The sequence below is a fragment of the Serratia quinivorans genome (assembly GCF_946227985.1).
In the GTDB taxonomy this organism is placed as follows: domain Bacteria; phylum Pseudomonadota; class Gammaproteobacteria; order Enterobacterales; family Enterobacteriaceae; genus Serratia; species Serratia quinivorans_A.
The window spans coordinates 306265-322357 of the sequence record NZ_CAMKGL010000001.1; the positions used below are offsets into that span (position 1 = coordinate 306265).

14 protein-coding genes are annotated in these 16093 nt (G+C 54.3%); 6 read left to right on the top strand and 8 right to left on the bottom strand.

Annotated features, from left to right (window positions below; translation table 11 throughout):
* Nucleotides 1-10: 10 nt before the first annotated feature.
* From OCH02_RS01390 to puuR, 4 genes are all read right to left on the bottom strand, one after another.
* On the bottom strand, nt 11-1999 hold the full coding sequence (locus OCH02_RS01390; RefSeq protein WP_261429378.1) for a ligand-gated channel protein: 1989 nt from the start codon (nt 1997-1999) through the stop codon (nt 11-13).
* Nucleotides 2000-2253: 254 nt separating this feature from the next.
* A complete protein-coding gene (locus OCH02_RS01395; RefSeq protein ID WP_261429379.1) occupies nt 2254-3249 on the bottom strand; it encodes an ABC transporter permease in 996 nt (331 codons plus the stop codon).
* Entirely contained in the window at nt 3246-4757 is a 1512-nt protein-coding gene (locus OCH02_RS01400) for a sugar ABC transporter ATP-binding protein (RefSeq protein WP_261429381.1), read from the bottom strand. Before OCH02_RS01400 ends, OCH02_RS01395 begins: the two co-directional genes overlap by 4 nt.
* A 205-nt stretch (nt 4758-4962) precedes the next feature.
* Complete coding sequence (puuR, locus tag OCH02_RS01405; RefSeq protein ID WP_012145933.1) at nt 4963-5520, bottom strand: HTH-type transcriptional regulator PuuR; 558 nt, start codon at nt 5518-5520, stop codon at nt 4963-4965.
* A 394-nt stretch (nt 5521-5914) separates the two neighbouring features.
* Here puuR and OCH02_RS01410 point away from each other — a divergent pair, with 394 nt between their 5' ends.
* Nucleotides 5915-7333, top strand: a complete 1419-nt coding sequence (locus OCH02_RS01410; protein WP_261429383.1) for a glutamine synthetase family protein — start codon at nt 5915-5917, stop codon at nt 7331-7333.
* A gap of 533 nt (nt 7334-7866) precedes the next feature.
* A complete protein-coding gene (locus OCH02_RS01415) occupies nt 7867-9234 on the top strand; it encodes an APC family permease (protein WP_012145931.1) in 1368 nt (455 codons plus the stop codon).
* A gap of 55 nt (nt 9235-9289) precedes the next feature.
* Here the strand turns inward: OCH02_RS01415 and sbcB are convergent, their stop codons facing one another.
* From sbcB to OCH02_RS01430, 3 genes are all read right to left on the bottom strand, one after another.
* On the bottom strand, nt 9290-10717 hold the full coding sequence (sbcB, locus tag OCH02_RS01420) for an exodeoxyribonuclease I (protein WP_261429384.1): 1428 nt from the start codon (nt 10715-10717) through the stop codon (nt 9290-9292).
* 99 nt (nt 10718-10816) lie between these two features.
* Entirely contained in the window at nt 10817-11008 is a 192-nt protein-coding gene (locus tag OCH02_RS01425; RefSeq protein ID WP_261429385.1) for a DNA polymerase III subunit theta, read from the bottom strand.
* A gap of 76 nt (nt 11009-11084) precedes the next feature.
* Nucleotides 11085-11294: a hypothetical protein gene (locus tag OCH02_RS01430; protein ID WP_261429387.1), complete on the bottom strand. Its 210-nt coding sequence runs from the start codon at nt 11292-11294 to the stop codon at nt 11085-11087.
* Between the two features lie 258 nt (nt 11295-11552).
* Here OCH02_RS01430 and OCH02_RS01435 point away from each other — a divergent pair, with 258 nt between their 5' ends.
* Nucleotides 11553-12662, top strand: coding sequence for an SDR family oxidoreductase (locus OCH02_RS01435; protein ID WP_261429388.1), 1110 nt, complete (start codon nt 11553-11555; stop codon nt 12660-12662).
* Between the two features lie 42 nt (nt 12663-12704).
* Here the strand turns inward: OCH02_RS01435 and OCH02_RS01440 are convergent, their stop codons facing one another.
* Nucleotides 12705-13451, bottom strand: coding sequence for a helix-turn-helix transcriptional regulator (locus OCH02_RS01440; RefSeq protein WP_261429390.1), 747 nt, complete (start codon nt 13449-13451; stop codon nt 12705-12707).
* A 217-nt stretch (nt 13452-13668) separates the two neighbouring features.
* On the opposite strand from OCH02_RS01440, the gene OCH02_RS01445 reads away from it, so the two are divergent.
* The 3 genes from OCH02_RS01445 to tmaR all read left to right on the top strand — a co-directional run bounded on the left by OCH02_RS01445 (nt 13669) and on the right by tmaR (nt 16081).
* A complete protein-coding gene (locus tag OCH02_RS01445; protein WP_261429391.1) occupies nt 13669-14436 on the top strand; it encodes an N-acetylmuramoyl-L-alanine amidase in 768 nt (255 codons plus the stop codon).
* Nucleotides 14437-14534: 98 nt separating this feature from the next.
* Nucleotides 14535-15602, top strand: coding sequence for an FUSC family protein (locus tag OCH02_RS01450; RefSeq protein ID WP_261094332.1), 1068 nt, complete (start codon nt 14535-14537; stop codon nt 15600-15602).
* A gap of 161 nt (nt 15603-15763) precedes the next feature.
* Nucleotides 15764-16081, top strand: a complete 318-nt coding sequence (gene tmaR, locus OCH02_RS01455; RefSeq protein WP_012145924.1) for a PTS system regulator TmaR — start codon at nt 15764-15766, stop codon at nt 16079-16081.
* Nucleotides 16082-16093 lie beyond the last annotated feature (12 nt).

Sequence of the window (16093 nt, forward strand, 5' to 3'; positions counted from 1 at the left end):
TTTTATCGCATCAGAAGTTGTAGGTCATGCCGAGGGTGTAACGACGGCCATCCAACACGGTATTGTAGTTGTCGTAATCCACGGTTTTGTCGAGGATGTTGTAAACCCCGCCGGTGACCTGCAGGTTTTTGTTCGCCTGGTAGCTCAGGCCAGCGTCAACAAAGGTGTAAGACGGGGTGCTCTTGGCCATTGACGTGCGGCTGAGGTATTCCGATGTTTTGCTGCGGAAGTTAACGCGTGACCACAGGCTGACGTCCTCAGTTGCCTGCCAATCCAGCACGCTGTTAATCATATGTTTTGGCATCTTGTTCAGCGCCTGGCCCTGGAATTCCCCACTTTTCTGTTCAGATGAGGTATAGGTGTAGTTGGTATTCCACTTCCAGTCTTTGCTGATCTGCCAGCCAAAGGTGGTTTCTATGCCGCGCATATTGGCTTTATCAACGTTGGTACGGTCGCTGATAAAGTCATACTGTTCACCGCCAATGTTACAGTCCGGGGTCTCTTCACAGCGTCTGACTTCGGTGATCTTGTCTTTGAAATCGGTGTTAAACAGGGTCACGCCGGCGTTCAGGCCTTGCTGGTTATCCCACATAACGGCGATTTCTTCGCTCAGGCTTTTCTCTGGCTGCAGATCCGGGTTGCCGACAATAATCCCTTTACGTGAGCCACCGCCAGTTTCCTGGCCCCAGCCGGCGGAGGATTGGCGCAGATCCGGCGAGCGATAGCCGGCGGAAACGCCGCCTTTCAGCGTAAATTGTTCGGTCAGGTGCCAGACGCCGTACATGCGCGGTGTCCAGTGATTACCGTAGTTCTGGTCCTGATCCATACGGATACCGCTGGTCAGGCTGAAGTCGTTGGTCATCGCCCATTCGTCTTCGGCAAACAGCGCCCAACTCCAGCGAGTTAGCTGGTTCAGGCCTTGAGCCGCCTTAAGCTTGTTGCCGCTGTCGCTCAGTTTTTCGTAACGGTACTGGCCGCCCAGGTTCAGCATATGGGCGCCCAGTTCAAACTGGTTTTGGGTATTGAAGAGGGTGTTATACATCTTCATATTGCGGCCCGGGTTATTGGTTTCTTCACGCTGGATGTAGCTGGTGGTATTGCCAAAATCGTAATAACCGTTATGCGTCAGGGCATAGTTGGTGCGGGTATACTTGCTTTCGCTGACTTTGTTTGGGTTGCATTTTCCTTTGCTGCAACGCTCTGCAGCCACCGACATACCCGGCGTACTGTTACGGTCCTGCAGCGAGCGACCAACTTCAAAGTCGAATTCGTTTTTATCATCCGGTGTCAGGCTAAACACCGCGGTGCCGCTGCGCATGCGCTGTTCGTTGAAGCCGTTGACGATTTTATCCTCGGCGCGGCGCGACAGCAGGCCGTTGACCCGCAGGCCCAGCAGGCCGTCAATCAGCGGACCGGAAGCGTAGGCGTTGGTCTGGAACAGATCGCCGGAGTCGCTGCGTTCCTGGAAGGTGGCGTCACCATGCAGTGAGCCTTTCCATTCCGTTCTGGAAGTCTTGCGGGTGATGACGTTGATCACGCCGCCCATGGCATCGGAGCCGTACAGCGAAGACATCGGGCCGCGCACCACTTCGATGCGTTCAATGGCTTCCAGCGGTGGCAACCAACCTTGTTCAATGCCTGAGTTGTCGCTGTTCGGGCGGGTGCCACGGGTGTCTACGCGTTTGCCGTCGACCAGGATCAGCGTGTATTTGGAGGACATACCGCGGATGCTGATATCGCTGCTGCTGGCACCGCCGGTCACCACCACGCCCGGTACGTCTTTCAATGCATCGGTAATGTCGCGGTAGGCTTTGTCTTCAATTTGCTGACGTGGGATCACCGAGATAGAGGCGGCGGAATCCTGGATTTTTTGCTGGAAACCTGAGGCGGTCACCACCATGGTGTCCTGAGCGTCATTCTGTGGTGCGGCGAACGCGCCGGCGCTGCCGAGTGAGGCAATAATCAGTGCGGTGAGCGGGTTATAACGTGGCTTTTCCATGAGGCAAACCTTTCCTGGTCTGATGTAAATCGACAAAGTTTCGATTTAACGTTTTGAATAATAAGTAGAAACGGAGCCTCGTCGTTGCGAGGTTCATCGTTCCGTCAGTATTTCGTCAGGCCATTGTAAGGATTTCAAACAAAATGTAAACGCAAATGATAATTCGTATCATTTGTATGTCTATGGTGGGGAGGGGATTAACCGTATGAATTAAAGGGAAAACCGGTGCGACAGGACGTGCACCGGTGGAACCATCAGCGCTTCTGGATGTAGGTGATCGCCAACGCCAAAGCGAGCACCAGGCCTTTGATAATGTCCATGGCGTAGTAGGGGACCGAGAGCATAACCAGGCCGTTTTGCAGTACGCCGAGGATCACCGCACCGACCAGCGTGCCGAGCGCGTTGGGCTTGCCGGAGCCGGCCAGCGAAAAACCAATGTAGGCGGCGGCGACCGCATCCATCAGATAACCGCCGCCGGCGTTCACCTGCGAGGAACCGATACGTGACGCCAGCAGTATGCCGCCAAGCGAGGCCAGCAGCGCTGAAATGACATAGGCGGCAACCCTGTAACGTACGGTGCGAATGCCCGACAGGCGTGCCGCTTCCGGATTACCGCCGATGGCGTACATGCGGCGGCCATGCTTGGTCAACGACAGGAAAAGCTGCACCACCAGGGTGACCGCCAACATGATCAACACGATCACCGGTACCTGACCCAGAGACGAGAAGATGTCTGGGATCAGGCCTTCCGCCATGTCACCGCTCGGCAGCAGCATATTCTGGGTGATGGATCCGCCGTAGCTGTAGGTCATCGCCACCCCCTGGATCACGAACAGACTGGCCAGGGTTGCCAGCATATCGGGGATTTTCAGCACCACGATCAGGAAGGCGTTGAACAGGCCAACCAACGTACAAATCAGCAATGTCAGCACGATCGCACCGGTAGTCCCGAAGCCGTACCAGACAAACAGCGAAACCACCAGGGCGTTGGCCAGTGACGCGGTAGAACCGACGGAAAGGTCAAATCCGCCGACCGACAGTGAGATGGAGACCCCGATGGCGATTACCGTGACGATGGCTATCGAACGTAAGATATTGATGATGTTGTTAGGATCGAGAAAGTTGTCCGACGCCAGTCCGAACAGGGCAATCAGCGCGACAACGGTGAGTAACATCCCCCATTTGTAGAGAAACTCAAACAGCTGATGGCGCCTGGGCTGCGTATTCTGCAGGGATAATTCTTTACTCACGCTGGGGTTCCTCCGGTGGAATACAGTAATAGGGTTTCTTCATCAATCTCGGCGGCGTCAAGTTCCGCCACTATCCGGCCATCCCACAGCACGCAGATGCGATCGCATAAACCGACCAGCTCCGAAAATTCGCCGGAAGCATAGATAATGCCTTTACCCTCGCGTGCCAGACTGTCGATCTGGGTGAATAATTCCTGTTTGGCCTTGATATCCACGCCCTTGGTCGGCTCATCGAAAATCAGGACCTTAGCGTCGCCGCGTAACCATTTGCCAATGGCCACTTTTTGCTGGTTACCGCCGGAAAGCCTGGCCAGCCGCTGCTGTGGGCCGGAGGCGCGAATGTTCAGGCGTTGCATGATATCCAGAGCCCAACGCAGTTCCTGACGACGACTGAACAGGCTCCAGCGCGAGAAGCTGTCGTCGGCGCTGACGCTCAGGTTCATCGGAATGGCTTCATCGATAAAAATGCCTTCTTTGCGCCGCTCTTCCGGCACCAGTGCCAGCCCTTGTTCAACGCTGAGATGCGGCGCACGTGGGGCCCAGGATTGACCCAGCAGTTCGCCTTGTGCAACCCGTGCCGGCGTGGCGCCGAACAGCGCCTTGCACAGCTCGGTTTTGCCCGCCCCGGCCAGCCCGGCAATGCCGAGGATTTCCCCCTGATACAGCCGCAGGTTGACGTCGCGCAGCTTGTGACGATCGCTCAGGCCCTCCACCTGCAGCAGCGGGCGGGAACCGTGCGGTGGGCGTGGCGGCGGGAAGATATCATGCAATTGATGACCGAGCATTTTCTCGACTATCTGTTCACCGCTCAGCCCCTGCATGGCATCCTCGCTGACGTGGCGACCATCGCGCAGTACGGTCAGGCGGTCGCAGATCTCGCTCAGTTCATGAATGCGGTGTGAAATAAATACCACGCCGATGCCTTCGGACTTAAGGCGACGCACCACGCGGAACAGCCGTTCGCTTTCGGCGCGATCGAGCGGGGCGGTAGGTTCATCAAGCACCAGAAAGCGACAGCGATGGGAAAGCGCGCGCGCCAGCAGCACCTGCTGTTTTTCCGCCAGCGTGCACTCGGCCAAACGTTGGCGAAGGTTAATGGTGAGATCCAACTGGGCCAGTAACTGCGCCGCCTGGCGGTACAGTTGCGCCCAGTTCAGCAAATGCCCTGGCTCATTTAGCCAGTCGAGCATGATGTTTTCCGCCACCGACAGCGTGGGGATCAGCGCCACATCCACTTCCTGCTGCACCACGTGGATCCCATGCTGACGAGCCTGCAGCGGCGAATGAATTTCCACTTTTTGCCCGTCGATAAAGATCTCGCCACGGTAATGATGGTGCGCGCCGGAGAGGATCGCCATCAGCGTGGATTTGCCTGCGCCGTTAGCGCCGACCAGTGCATGGGTAGAGCCGCCCTGCAGGGTGAAGTCGACGTTTTGCAGTGCGTTGAAGCCGGCAAAAGCGATCGAGATATTGCGCATCTCTAAGCGCGAGGGCGTATGGGTTGGCATAGTGTGATTAAAAGACGTTTAGGTGTTTAGATGGCCAAGGTAACTCTTTTGTAACACAGATTGCGTTTTTCGCAACAAACTAAATGGCATAACCAGGAGGAAAATAATCTTTCGCCGATGAGGCGCCCGTTCGGAGGCGATGGCAAAACTGAACGGAAAGCCGCGGCAAGGGAATAGCTGCCAGCGCCATCCCCTTGTCGGTTTATCAGAAGGTCGTCGGGGTGTGGGCGCTGACAATGCGGCAGACGCGCGCCGAAGTATTGCTGAAACTGTGGGGAATGCCGGTGTTGATGGCATAACTCTGACCGGCGGTCAGGCAGTGAGTCTGACCGTTGATGGTCAGCATGATCTCGCCTTCCAGCAGGGTACCGATCTCCTCGCCCTGATGCTTGATTTTCTCGCCGGTGGTGGTGCCGGGCTGGTAGGTTTCCAGCATCATCGCCAGGTTGCGGGTTGGGTTACCGTTGTGCACCAGCTTCATCGAGACCCCCTGGCTGCCGATTTCGATCAGATCTTCGGCCTCGATCACCACTTTGGGTTCATTGGCGGCCTCTGGTTCGGCAAAGAATGCAGACAGCGACAGCCCATAGACCTTCAGCAACTTTTGCAGCGTACTGATGGCCGGACTGACCTTGTCCTGCTCGATGGTGCTGATTGCGCTGTGGGTTAACCCGGACAGTTCGGCGACCCGGCGCTGCGACAAACCCAATTGCAGACGGATCTGTGACAGGCGCTTACCCGGCGCCAAGCTGACTTCGCTCATAGTGGTACATCCTTCTGGTAGGGACAACAGGCAGAAATGAATATCGGTGTCAGGTGCCTGTCTGAGTGAGTTGGACACGGCATGATATCGGTAGTTGCGACCAATTTGGAAAATATATTGCCCATCACCACCCCCGTTCTGGCGGAAGAAATTCTGCACACAAAAAAGCAGTTAACGCCTTTTCGGTCAATATTTTATCAATTTAGCAGTCGGTGGCGAATAATCAAACAGGATTGTAACATTTGCAAACCATTTGTGTTAAGGCTATGTTTCATATTATGGATGTTATTTTGAGCGCCAGTTCTGGCGCAGTCTACAGAGAAATCAGACCATGTGTTGAACCTATCGGCAGGCGAACGCGAACGCGTTCTCAGAGCATAATGGCGGGTGATGTATGCAAACCAATATCGCAGCAGTTGAAAATTTTGCACAGCATAATGAAGAGAGGCGAAGTAGCGCGTTCCAACGTGAGGTTGCTCATTATTTGGAACGCCACCCCTCAACGCAGTATATCGATATCCTTCTCACTGACCTGAATGGTTCCTTCCGCGGTAAACGCATCCCTGTCTCCGGACTGAAAAAATTGGAAAAAGGCTGTTACTTCCCCGCCTCGGTATTCGCTATGGATATTTTGGGTAACGTGGTGGAAGAGGCGGGTCTGGGCCAGGAATTGGGTGAACCGGACCGTGTATGCATGCCAGTATCGGGTTCGTTAACCCCCTCAGCGGCGGACCCGGATAATATCGGTCAGGTATTACTGACCATGCTGGATGAAGATGGCACTCCCTTTGACGTTGAACCCCGTAATGTCCTGAATCGAGTGTGGCAGGCGTTGCGCCAGCGCGGCATGTTCCCGGTGGTAGCGGTAGAGTTGGAGTTCTATCTCATTGACAGACAGCGAGACGCTGAGGGGTATTTGCAACCCCCCTGTGCGCCCGGTACCCAGGAACGCAACATGCAGAGCCAGGTTTACTCGCTGGATAACCTGAATCATTTTGCCGAAGTGCTCAACGACATCGACACGCTGGCGCAGATGCAGGGCTTACCGGCGGACGGTGCGGTGGCGGAAGCGTCACCCGGCCAGTTCGAGGTGAATCTGCAGCATACCGATAACGTGTTGCTGGCCTGTGACCATGCGCTGGGGTTAAAGCGCCTGGTGCGCATGGTGGCGGAAAATCATCATTTGCACGCCACCTTTATGGCCAAACCTTATGAAGAATACGCCGGTAGCGGCATGCACGTGCATATCAGCATGCTGGACGGCAACGGCAACAACCTGTTCGCGCAAGCGGACGGCGAAGATTCCCCCTTGCTGCATCGCGCGCTGGCCGGGATGATCACCTTAATGCCGGCCTCCATGGCGCTGCTGGCACCCAATGTGAATGCTTTCCGCCGTTTCCAGCCGGGCATGTATGTGCCTACCCAGGCTTCCTGGGGACACAACAACCGTACCGTGGCACTGCGCATTCCCTGTGGCGAACCGGAAAATCATCGGGTGGAATACCGCGTTGCGGGTGCCGATGCCAACCCTTATCTGGTGGTGGCGGCGATACTGTCAGGCATTCTTTACGGCCTGGACAACGAGCTGCCCTTGCCTGAGCCGGTGACCGGCAACGGGCTGGAGCAGGAAGGGTTGCCGTTCCCGATCCGTCAAAGCGACGCCTTGTACGAGTTTGAGCATCAGCATGAACTGACGCAGTATCTGGGCGAACGTTTTGCCCACGTTTACCACGCCTGCAAGCTGGACGAACTGATGCAGTTTGAGCGGCTGGTGACGGAAACCGAGATCGACTGGATGTTGAAAAATGCCTGAAGGGGCGTAAAATGTGCCTCATTAACTTGATAGGCGATAAAACGATAGCGGATTAATTCACCTGTAAGGGTTGTTTTCCGAACGATCGCGAAAAGAATTTGTGTAACAGGCCTTCCTGAACTTGTCATCAGGAGGGTTTCTGGTGCAAAATATCCCTAATGCAGATAGCCGACGTTTTAACGCGTCGGTTATTTTTTTTGCATTTGTGTTTTACAAACTGTGCGTTTCATACACCAAGCGAGGCCGGACACCGATCCGGATAGATAAATAGTTTCGTGCGCGATCAAATAAAACTTTATGGTCGTGACTCATGAGGATAAGAAAGATGGGGCAATTTTTCACTTTAGCACCGGTGCCCGCCGGTTTCCGCTGCGGTCGCAGCGATTATGGAGCAGCCAAGGCCGCCTTGACTCGTTATCCAGCTTCCAATCCCCTTCTTTTTGAATTCAGTCGCAAGTTGCGAAGTTTCCCCGCAACCTTAAGTCTTGGTGTGTCTACGCTCCGCAAGACTGAAGGTAAGGGGGGGCTGCGTCATGTCCGATAACATCATCAATGCCGCTCCGGCTGAACGCGCACAGCTGCGTAAAACCCTGACTTTAGTTCCGGTAGTGATGATGGGGCTGGCTTATCTGCAGCCAATGACCATCTTCGATACCTTTGGCATCGTATCCGGCCTGACCGATGGTCACGTCGCGACTGCGTACGCCTTTGCTCTGCTGGCGGTCCTGTTCACCGCACTGAGCTACGGCAAACTGGTTCGTAAATTCCCGTCCGCCGGCTCTGCCTATACCTATGCCCAGAAAGCCATCAGCCCGCACGTCGGCTTTATGGTGGGCTGGTCGTCGCTGCTGGACTACCTGTTCATGCCGATGATCAACATCCTGTTGGCCAAAATTTACCTGGAAGCCATTTTCCCGGGCGTGCCTTCGTGGATCTTTGTGGCGGCACTGGTCGCGCTGATGACGCTGTTCAACCTGCGCGGCATCAAGCTGGTGGCGAACCTGAACTCCATTATCGTGGTGGTGCAGGTGGCGATCATGATCGTGTTCCTGTTCCTGGTAGTGAACGGCATTTCACATGGTGAAGGTGCCGGTACGCTGATCAGCAGCCGTCCGTTCTGGTCTGAGGGTGCGCACGTGGTGCCGATGATTACCGGCGCGACCATTCTGTGCTTCTCGTTCCTCGGTTTTGACGGCATCAGTTCGCTGTCTGAAGAAACCAAAGACGCAGAGAACGTGATCCCGAAAGCCATTTTCCTGACGGCGTTGATCGGCGGTATCATCTTTATCGTGGTGTCCTACTTTGTGCAGTTGTACTTCCCGGACATTTCACGCTTTAAAGATCCCGATGCGTCCCAGCCGGAAATCATGCTGTACGTGGCCGGCAAGTTCTTCCAGTCGGTGATCCTGGTGTTCTCCTGCGTGACCGTGCTGGCTTCTGGCATGGCATCGCACGCCGGTGTTTCGCGCCTGATGTATGTGATGGGCCGTGACGGCGTATTCCCGGAGCGTTTCTTCGGTTATGTGCACCCGAAATGGCGTACCCCGGCACTGAATGTGCTGCTGGTCGGCGTGATTGCGTTGTCTGCGGTTTCGTTTGATCTGGTTACCGCAACGGCGCTGATTAACTTCGGTGCGCTGGTGGCGTTTACCTTCGTGAACCTGTCGGTTATCTCGCAGTTCTATATCCGCGACAAGCTGAACCGTACCGTTAAAGACACCTTTAACTACCTGATCCTGCCAATTATGGGTGCGCTGACCGTGGGTGCGCTGTGGCTGAATCTGGAAGCCAGCTCAATGACGCTGGGCCTGGTGTGGGCGGCAATTGGCCTGATTTACCTGGCCTTTGTCACGCGCAGCTTCCGCCTGCCGGTACCACAGGCTAGCGAAGACGTGGCCTAAGCTTTATTCGGTAAGTATTAAGAAGGGCGCCTTGGGGCGCCCTTTGTTGTTTTTGTCAGCCGACCAACTCTTTGCCGTATTCAAACAGCGCTTTCAACAGCGCGGTCTTTTCTTGATCGCCTTCATGCAGGTTATACAGCGACTCCAGTTGCAGAACATAACTCTGCACCCGCTCGGCGCTCAACACCTCCTGACGATGCTGCAACCAGCGGCGTTGCTCGGTTTCATCGAGCGTATTGGGGTAGTTGCGGGCGCGGAAACGGAACAGCAGCGCTTTCAGACGGCTATCGCTGAAGGTCAAATCCAGCGCCGGCAGGTTCTGCGGCTTGGTTTGCTGGATAATTTTCATCGTTGCCTTGTCGGCATCGCTGAAGAAACCGTCGTACAGTCGCGCATCGACATCATCAGAGCCCTTGAAAGGCTCTGCATCGGCGAACAGGGCGACAACTTTTTCGCGCACTTGCGGATGCTGGCGCAGCAATTGCAAGTTTTGCAGGCAGGCCTGGCGATCGATACCCAGCCGTTCGGCGTTTTCCGGCAACAGGGTTTTCGCCGGTGCCAGCACCGGACATTTGTTGATATGGACCAGTTTGATCGGCACCGGCGCTTGCCCTGGGGCCAGATCCTCACGGCGGGTATACAGCCGTTCACGCAGCTCGTCGGCGCTCAGCGTCAGCAATGGCGTCATATCACCGGCCAAATCGCACATGATCACCGCGTTCTTGTTGTCCGGGTGCCAGGCCAGCGGCGATACCCAACTGGTGTTGCCACGTGCCGCGCCGAACATGCCGGAAACGTGTACCAACGGCGTCATTTCTGCGATGTCGATCAGCGCGTTCAGCTTATGTTTGTTGCGGTGCTGCAATAGGAAATCAAACAACCGTGGCTGTGCCTGCTTGACCAATTTGGCCATGGCAATGGTGGCATAAACGTCCGACATGGCGTCATGGGCATGTTCATGTTCGACGCCGTTGGCGCGGGTCAGGTGTTCCAGACGGAAGCTGGGGAAGCCATCTTCGTTCTCCGGCCAGACGATGCCGTCCGGGCGCAGTGCATAACAGGCACGCATAACGTCAAGCAGATCCCAGCGTGAGTTGCCATTTTGCCAACTGTAAGCATAGGGATCGTAGAAGTTGCGGTAGAAAATATTACGACTGACTTCGTCATCGAAGCGGATATTGTTGTAACCCAGAATACAGGTGCCGGGCACGCTGAATGCCTGATGAATTTGCCGTGTAAACTCGGCTTCGTTAACACCTTTGGCCAGCGCCAGTTGCGGAGTAATACCGGTGATCATCACCGCTTCGGGATCGGGCAGGTAGTCATCGGCCGGGGTGCAGTAGATGACCAGCGGCTCTTCGATAATATTGAAATCCATGTCGGTACGCACGCCGGCAAACTGCGCCGGGCGGTCCATCGATGGGCTTATGCCGAAGGTCTCGTAGTCGTGAAAGTAGAATGTGGCCGGTGCCTTGCTGCTCAAAATCGCATCTCTCGCGTGCGTAGGGAATATTCCTCTATTGTAACGGCGAGATGAACGATGCCAAGCGGTCGTTAGTGTTTATCACCGAAATGCGCTGTATTACGCACCGCGGTAGTAGTTCAGGCGTAAATGAAAGTAGGGGCGTAAATAATCGGGCAGCTGTTGTTCGGCGTTGCTGGCGTCATTGACGGTAATGCCATAGCGTTCGTTATAAATGACGCTGAGGGCCAGTAAATCGACTTCAATTTTTTCACGTTCTGCTTGCGGTAAGCTATCCAGCTTTCGACCCATATTATTCTCCCTGTGAATCAAAGGGCATCATAGGATCCTTCGCCGTGCTTGTCCCTACCCCATTCAGGGGGGAACCTCAAGAGGTGTGCGACTGTGCCCGGAGGCTCTGGCCTGGGGCCGCTGCACCCTGAACATGTTGCGAGTATCTGACCGTAAAATCCTGCTGATTTTGCAGTTCCGTCCGCTCTAAGGCCCTATGGGCCGAGAAAATACCGCCGATCACCGCCAGCCAGAAAACGCCGCACAGGACCAAGGCGCCCAACCAGACTTTTTGGTTATAGCTCATAAATACTCCTGATGAGAAAAGGTAATAACATTCACCAGGAAATTAAATCAGAGTTAATATCAATGCTATGTCAACGGACTCGTTTATCCTGAGGTATTCCCTATTAATGTTGTTACCAAACCCCATCACGATGTTTCAAGATATTCCTTAAGATAATATTAAGAAAAGATAAATAGGCACCACTGAGTTTTATTTAGTATTCGTTTAAATATCTCCACATACAATCAGCAACATTCAATACCAATGTGGATGCGTATTATGAAAACTCTGCTGTTAACCGGTGCTACCGGCTTTCTCGGTGGTGCAGTTCTCGAGAAATTAATTAAAGAAAATCAGTCTATTAACTATCTTCTGTTAGTGCGGGCTGAAAATGCACAGCAGGGACTGGAACGTATTCGACTGAATATGGAAAAGTTTAATATTGATGCTGGTTTATTTTCAAAGATCACGATAGAAAATATATTGTTGGGTGATTTAAGTGAGCCTGCTGACTTTTTGGCGGACACACGAATTAACAATGTAACGCACGTTATTAATTGTGCCGCAGTAGCCTCGTTTGGCAATAACCCTCTTATTTGGAAGGTGAACGTCGAAGGTACGCTGGCCTTTGCCGAGAGAATGGCGCAGGTGTCTGGATTAAAACGTTTCCTGCACGTAGGTACCGCAATGTCCTGTGCGCCGGAGCCGGGTTCTCTGGTGGCAGAGAGCGGTGAATTTGAAGAAACCGCCGAGCATTTGGTGGAATACACCCGCTCCAAATCGACCATCGAGCAGCTAATGCGTCAACGCTGTCCGCAACTGCCGCTGGTGATTGCCCGTCCTTCGATTGTGGTGGGACATACTCGTCTGGGTTGTCAGCCTTCCAGCAGTATTTTTTGGGTGTTCAGTATGGCGCTGATGCTGCGCAAGTTTATGTGTTCACTGCAGGACAACATCGACGTCATCCCGGTCGACTACTGTGCCGATGCGCTGGTGATGCTGCTGAACAGCGAAACGCTGGATAATGACGTGTACCATATCTCGGCCGGTGAAGAGAGCAGCGTCAGCTTTGCGGATATCGACCGTGCCATTGCCGCCGCGCTGGAAAAACCGCCGCTTGGCGATCATTACGCGCAGGTCAGCTACGAAGCGCTGCTGAAGATGCGTAAGCAACTGAAGGATATTTTCGGGCCTTGTAACGAACGACTGATGCTGAAGGCGATGCGTTTGTACGGATCCTTCGCCATGCTTAACGTGCGTTTCAGTAACGATAAAATTCTTAAGCTGGGCATGCCGAAACCACCGCGCTTTACCGACTACATTGACTGTTGCGTACAGTCGACCCGCGGTTTGTCTATCCAGCAGCAAATGGTGGTAGATTTCAAATAACAGCACGGCGCCGATTGGCGGCGCCTGACGGTATCCGGCTCATTACCAGGACGAAGACGACCAGAAAACGCGGCCCAGCACCACCAGTTGGTCTTTGCGCTGCGGGTAACTCAGGTGTTCGTCCTGGTACTCTTCCCGGTTCAGGGAGCGAATAGTGACACCGCCGTCGGGCTGTTCGATCAACACCTTTACCCGCAGCAGATTGCCATGCCGAATAGCGTAGGTTTTGCCTTCGCGAATACGGATGTCATCGGTATTAATCCCCACTACATCACCGTCTTGCAGGCGCGGTTCCATACTGGAGCCGGAAATGCGGATGATGCGTGCGGCGTTCACCGCCACCCCCATTTTGTGCAGATAGTAGCGACGGAAGATCAGCGAAAACTCTTCGCGATCGACGATTTCGTAACAACCGTCGCCAGCCGAGAAATTAATATCCAGCAGGGGAATTTCCACAAACTCTTCCTTGTCCTGTTCGGTATCTTCCCATACCACCGGCTTGAGGCGGGCAGGTTGAAAATCCGACTCTGCCGCTACGTTATCAAACGGCCGCACCAGCTCTTTTTCATGGAAAACGTCAAACCAGCCCTTGGGCAGGCTCAGCTTGGCTTCGATCCGTCTGGCGAGGTTATCCCCCAGATTACGCGAAGATTTTTCACCGCTGATTTGGCTCAGCGTCGGCGAAGAAGACTCTACCAGCAGCGCAAACTCGCTCTGGTTGACACCCTGTCGGGCGTAGCTGGCCATCAGCTCGCGCAAATTATTGCGTCTTATTTCTTTGGTTTCCATAATCGAATGATCGCACTCTTTAGCAAAAAGGTAAATATCGCTTTAGCTAAATATTCCTTGCTTTAACTTTAGCAATTAGCTAAACATTAACGGGTGGACAAGATCCACGATGGCATTGTAGGGTCGCTGCATGTTGCGGCCGCTTGAGCGGGACGGATCCTGCAATGATTTCCTGCAATGATTGTGGCACGCGAGTTTAACCAACAAGGAATCTATTATGTTCAGTATGGATTACAACAGCTACCGTTCAGTAGCCAGCTTTGGCCACCGGGTGCGTTTTCTGGTGATGCATTATACAGCGCAAAATTTCGCCGATTCGGTGCAGTCGCTGACCGGCAAGTCGGTCAGCGCCCATTATCTGGTGCCGGATCCTGAAGATCAAAGCTATCAAGCGGCCGGTTTCAACGGCGTGCGCATTTTTAATCTGGTTGATGAAGTGGAACGCGCCTGGCATGCCGGGGCCAGTCAGTGGGGCAATCGCAATAATCTCAACGATACGTCCATTGGCATTGAGATCGTCAATCTGGCCAGCGGCGATGGCGAAGACATTACCTTCCCGCCGTTTAACCCGCAGCAGATTGCGGCGGTCACTCAACTGGCGCAGAACATCCTGCAGCGCTATCCGGATATCACGCCAGTCAACGTGGTGGCGCATTCTGATATTGCTCCGGGCCGTAAAAGCGACCCTGGCCCGCAGTTCCCATGGCACCAGCTTTATCTGGCCGGCGTCGGGGCCTGGTATGACGAAGCGGTGAAGCAGCGTTATCAGCATGAGTACCAATGCCAGTGCGTACCAGCACAGAAGGATTTGCTGGCGCTGTTCGCTAAATACGGTTACGACACCTCGGCGGCGACCGATGCCGAAGGCTATCGCCAACTGGTGCGGGCCTTCCAGCTGCATTTCCGTCAACGACAGTATGACGGGGTGATGGATGTGGAAACCGCCGCCATTTTGCGTGCGCTGGTGGATAAATATGCCGCTTAACGTCTGACTGCGGATAGGGGACGCCTTATCCGCTTTTCTCTGCCTGCCTTCCTCCGCTAAACTGATGTTCTTTCTCGCCATCGATAACGGGATGCATTGTGCGCCTCGACAGAAAAATATCGTCGTTTGAACGTCTGACTTACCGCCATTACCGCATTGTGCATGGTGTGCGCATCGGGCTGGCGTTTATCCTGACCTTCCTGCTAATTCGCCTGCTTGAAGTGCCGGAAGGCACCTGGCCGTTGATTACGCTGGTGGTGGTGATGGGGCCGATTTCATTCTGGGGCAACGTGTTGCAAAGGGCGCTGCAGCGTATTGCCGGCACGGTGTTTGGTGCCGCCTCCGGTCTGATTGCCCTGTATCTTGAGCTCTATTCGCTACCGCTAATGCTGGCGTGGTGTGGCGTAGTGATGTTTTTCTGCGGCTATCTGACGCTGGGCAAACGGCCTTATATGGCATTGCTGGTGGGCATTACGCTGGCGGTGGTTTGTGGCGCGGGTGCCGGTGATATGCATACCGCGCTGTGGCGCAGCGGCGACGTGATTTTTGGCTCATTACTGGCGCTGTTGTTCACCAGCATTTACCCGCAGCGGGCCTACATTCTGTGGCGCATGCAGATGGCCGATTGCCTGCAAAGCGCGGGCAAGATCTACGGCGCTTATTTGTCCCCGAATATGATAGAAAGACCGCGGCTGGAGCCGCAGCTGAAAGACTTGCTGAATCAGGTGGTCAAATTGCGCGGGCTGATTGTGCCCAGCAGCAAAGAAACGCATATTCCCAAAGCGGTATTTGAAGCGGTGCAGACGCTGAGCCGCAATCTGGTCTGTACCCTGGAGCTGTTGGCCGACGCTTACTGGGCCTCGCGTGAAACCCACTTTATTATGCTGAATGCCAAAACCCTGCGCAGCGCGCAACTGTTGACGCTACGCTCATTGGAAGCGCTGGCGGAGACCATGCGTAACGGCCCACAGGCGCAGCAGGCGGTGGCGGCAGGGCAACTGAGCGAAATCGCTGCGGAACTGAAAACCCTGATGCAGGAGGCCAGCGTCAGCCAGCATGGTGAAGCGCCCATTTACGGCTACGTATGGTTAAGCATGGAACTGACGCAGCAGTTGGAAGAACTGGGTGACTTGCTCAAGGTGTGTACCGCCGGCGAGCGTGAATAGGGGGCCAGATCATGAAGCAGGCGCTTCGGGTTTTTGTCGCGGCGGTAAAGTGGGTAAGATAGGGCGATGAGTGTTGTGTCTGAGCGCCACAAACCTGTATCTTGGTCTCATTGTGGCCGTAAGCCAATGAATCTGTGTATTACTAAAGCAAGGGTATGAAGATGGAAAATGCAAATAAGCCGAGTTTCCAGGACGTTCTGGAGTTTGTGCGTATGTTCCGACGTAAAAATAAGCTGCAACGCGAAATTATCGACAACGAGAAGAAAGTCCGCGACAACCAAAAGCGCGTGCTGCTGCTCGATAACCTGAGTGAGTACATCAAGCCGGGCATGAGCATTGAAGATGTTCAGGGCATCATTGCCAACATGCGCAGCGACTATGAAGATCGCGTTGATGACTACATCATCAAAAATGCCGATCTGTCTAAAGAACGTCGCGAACTGTCCAAAAAGCTGAAGGCTATGGGCGAAGTGAAGTAACCGTTTTTATCG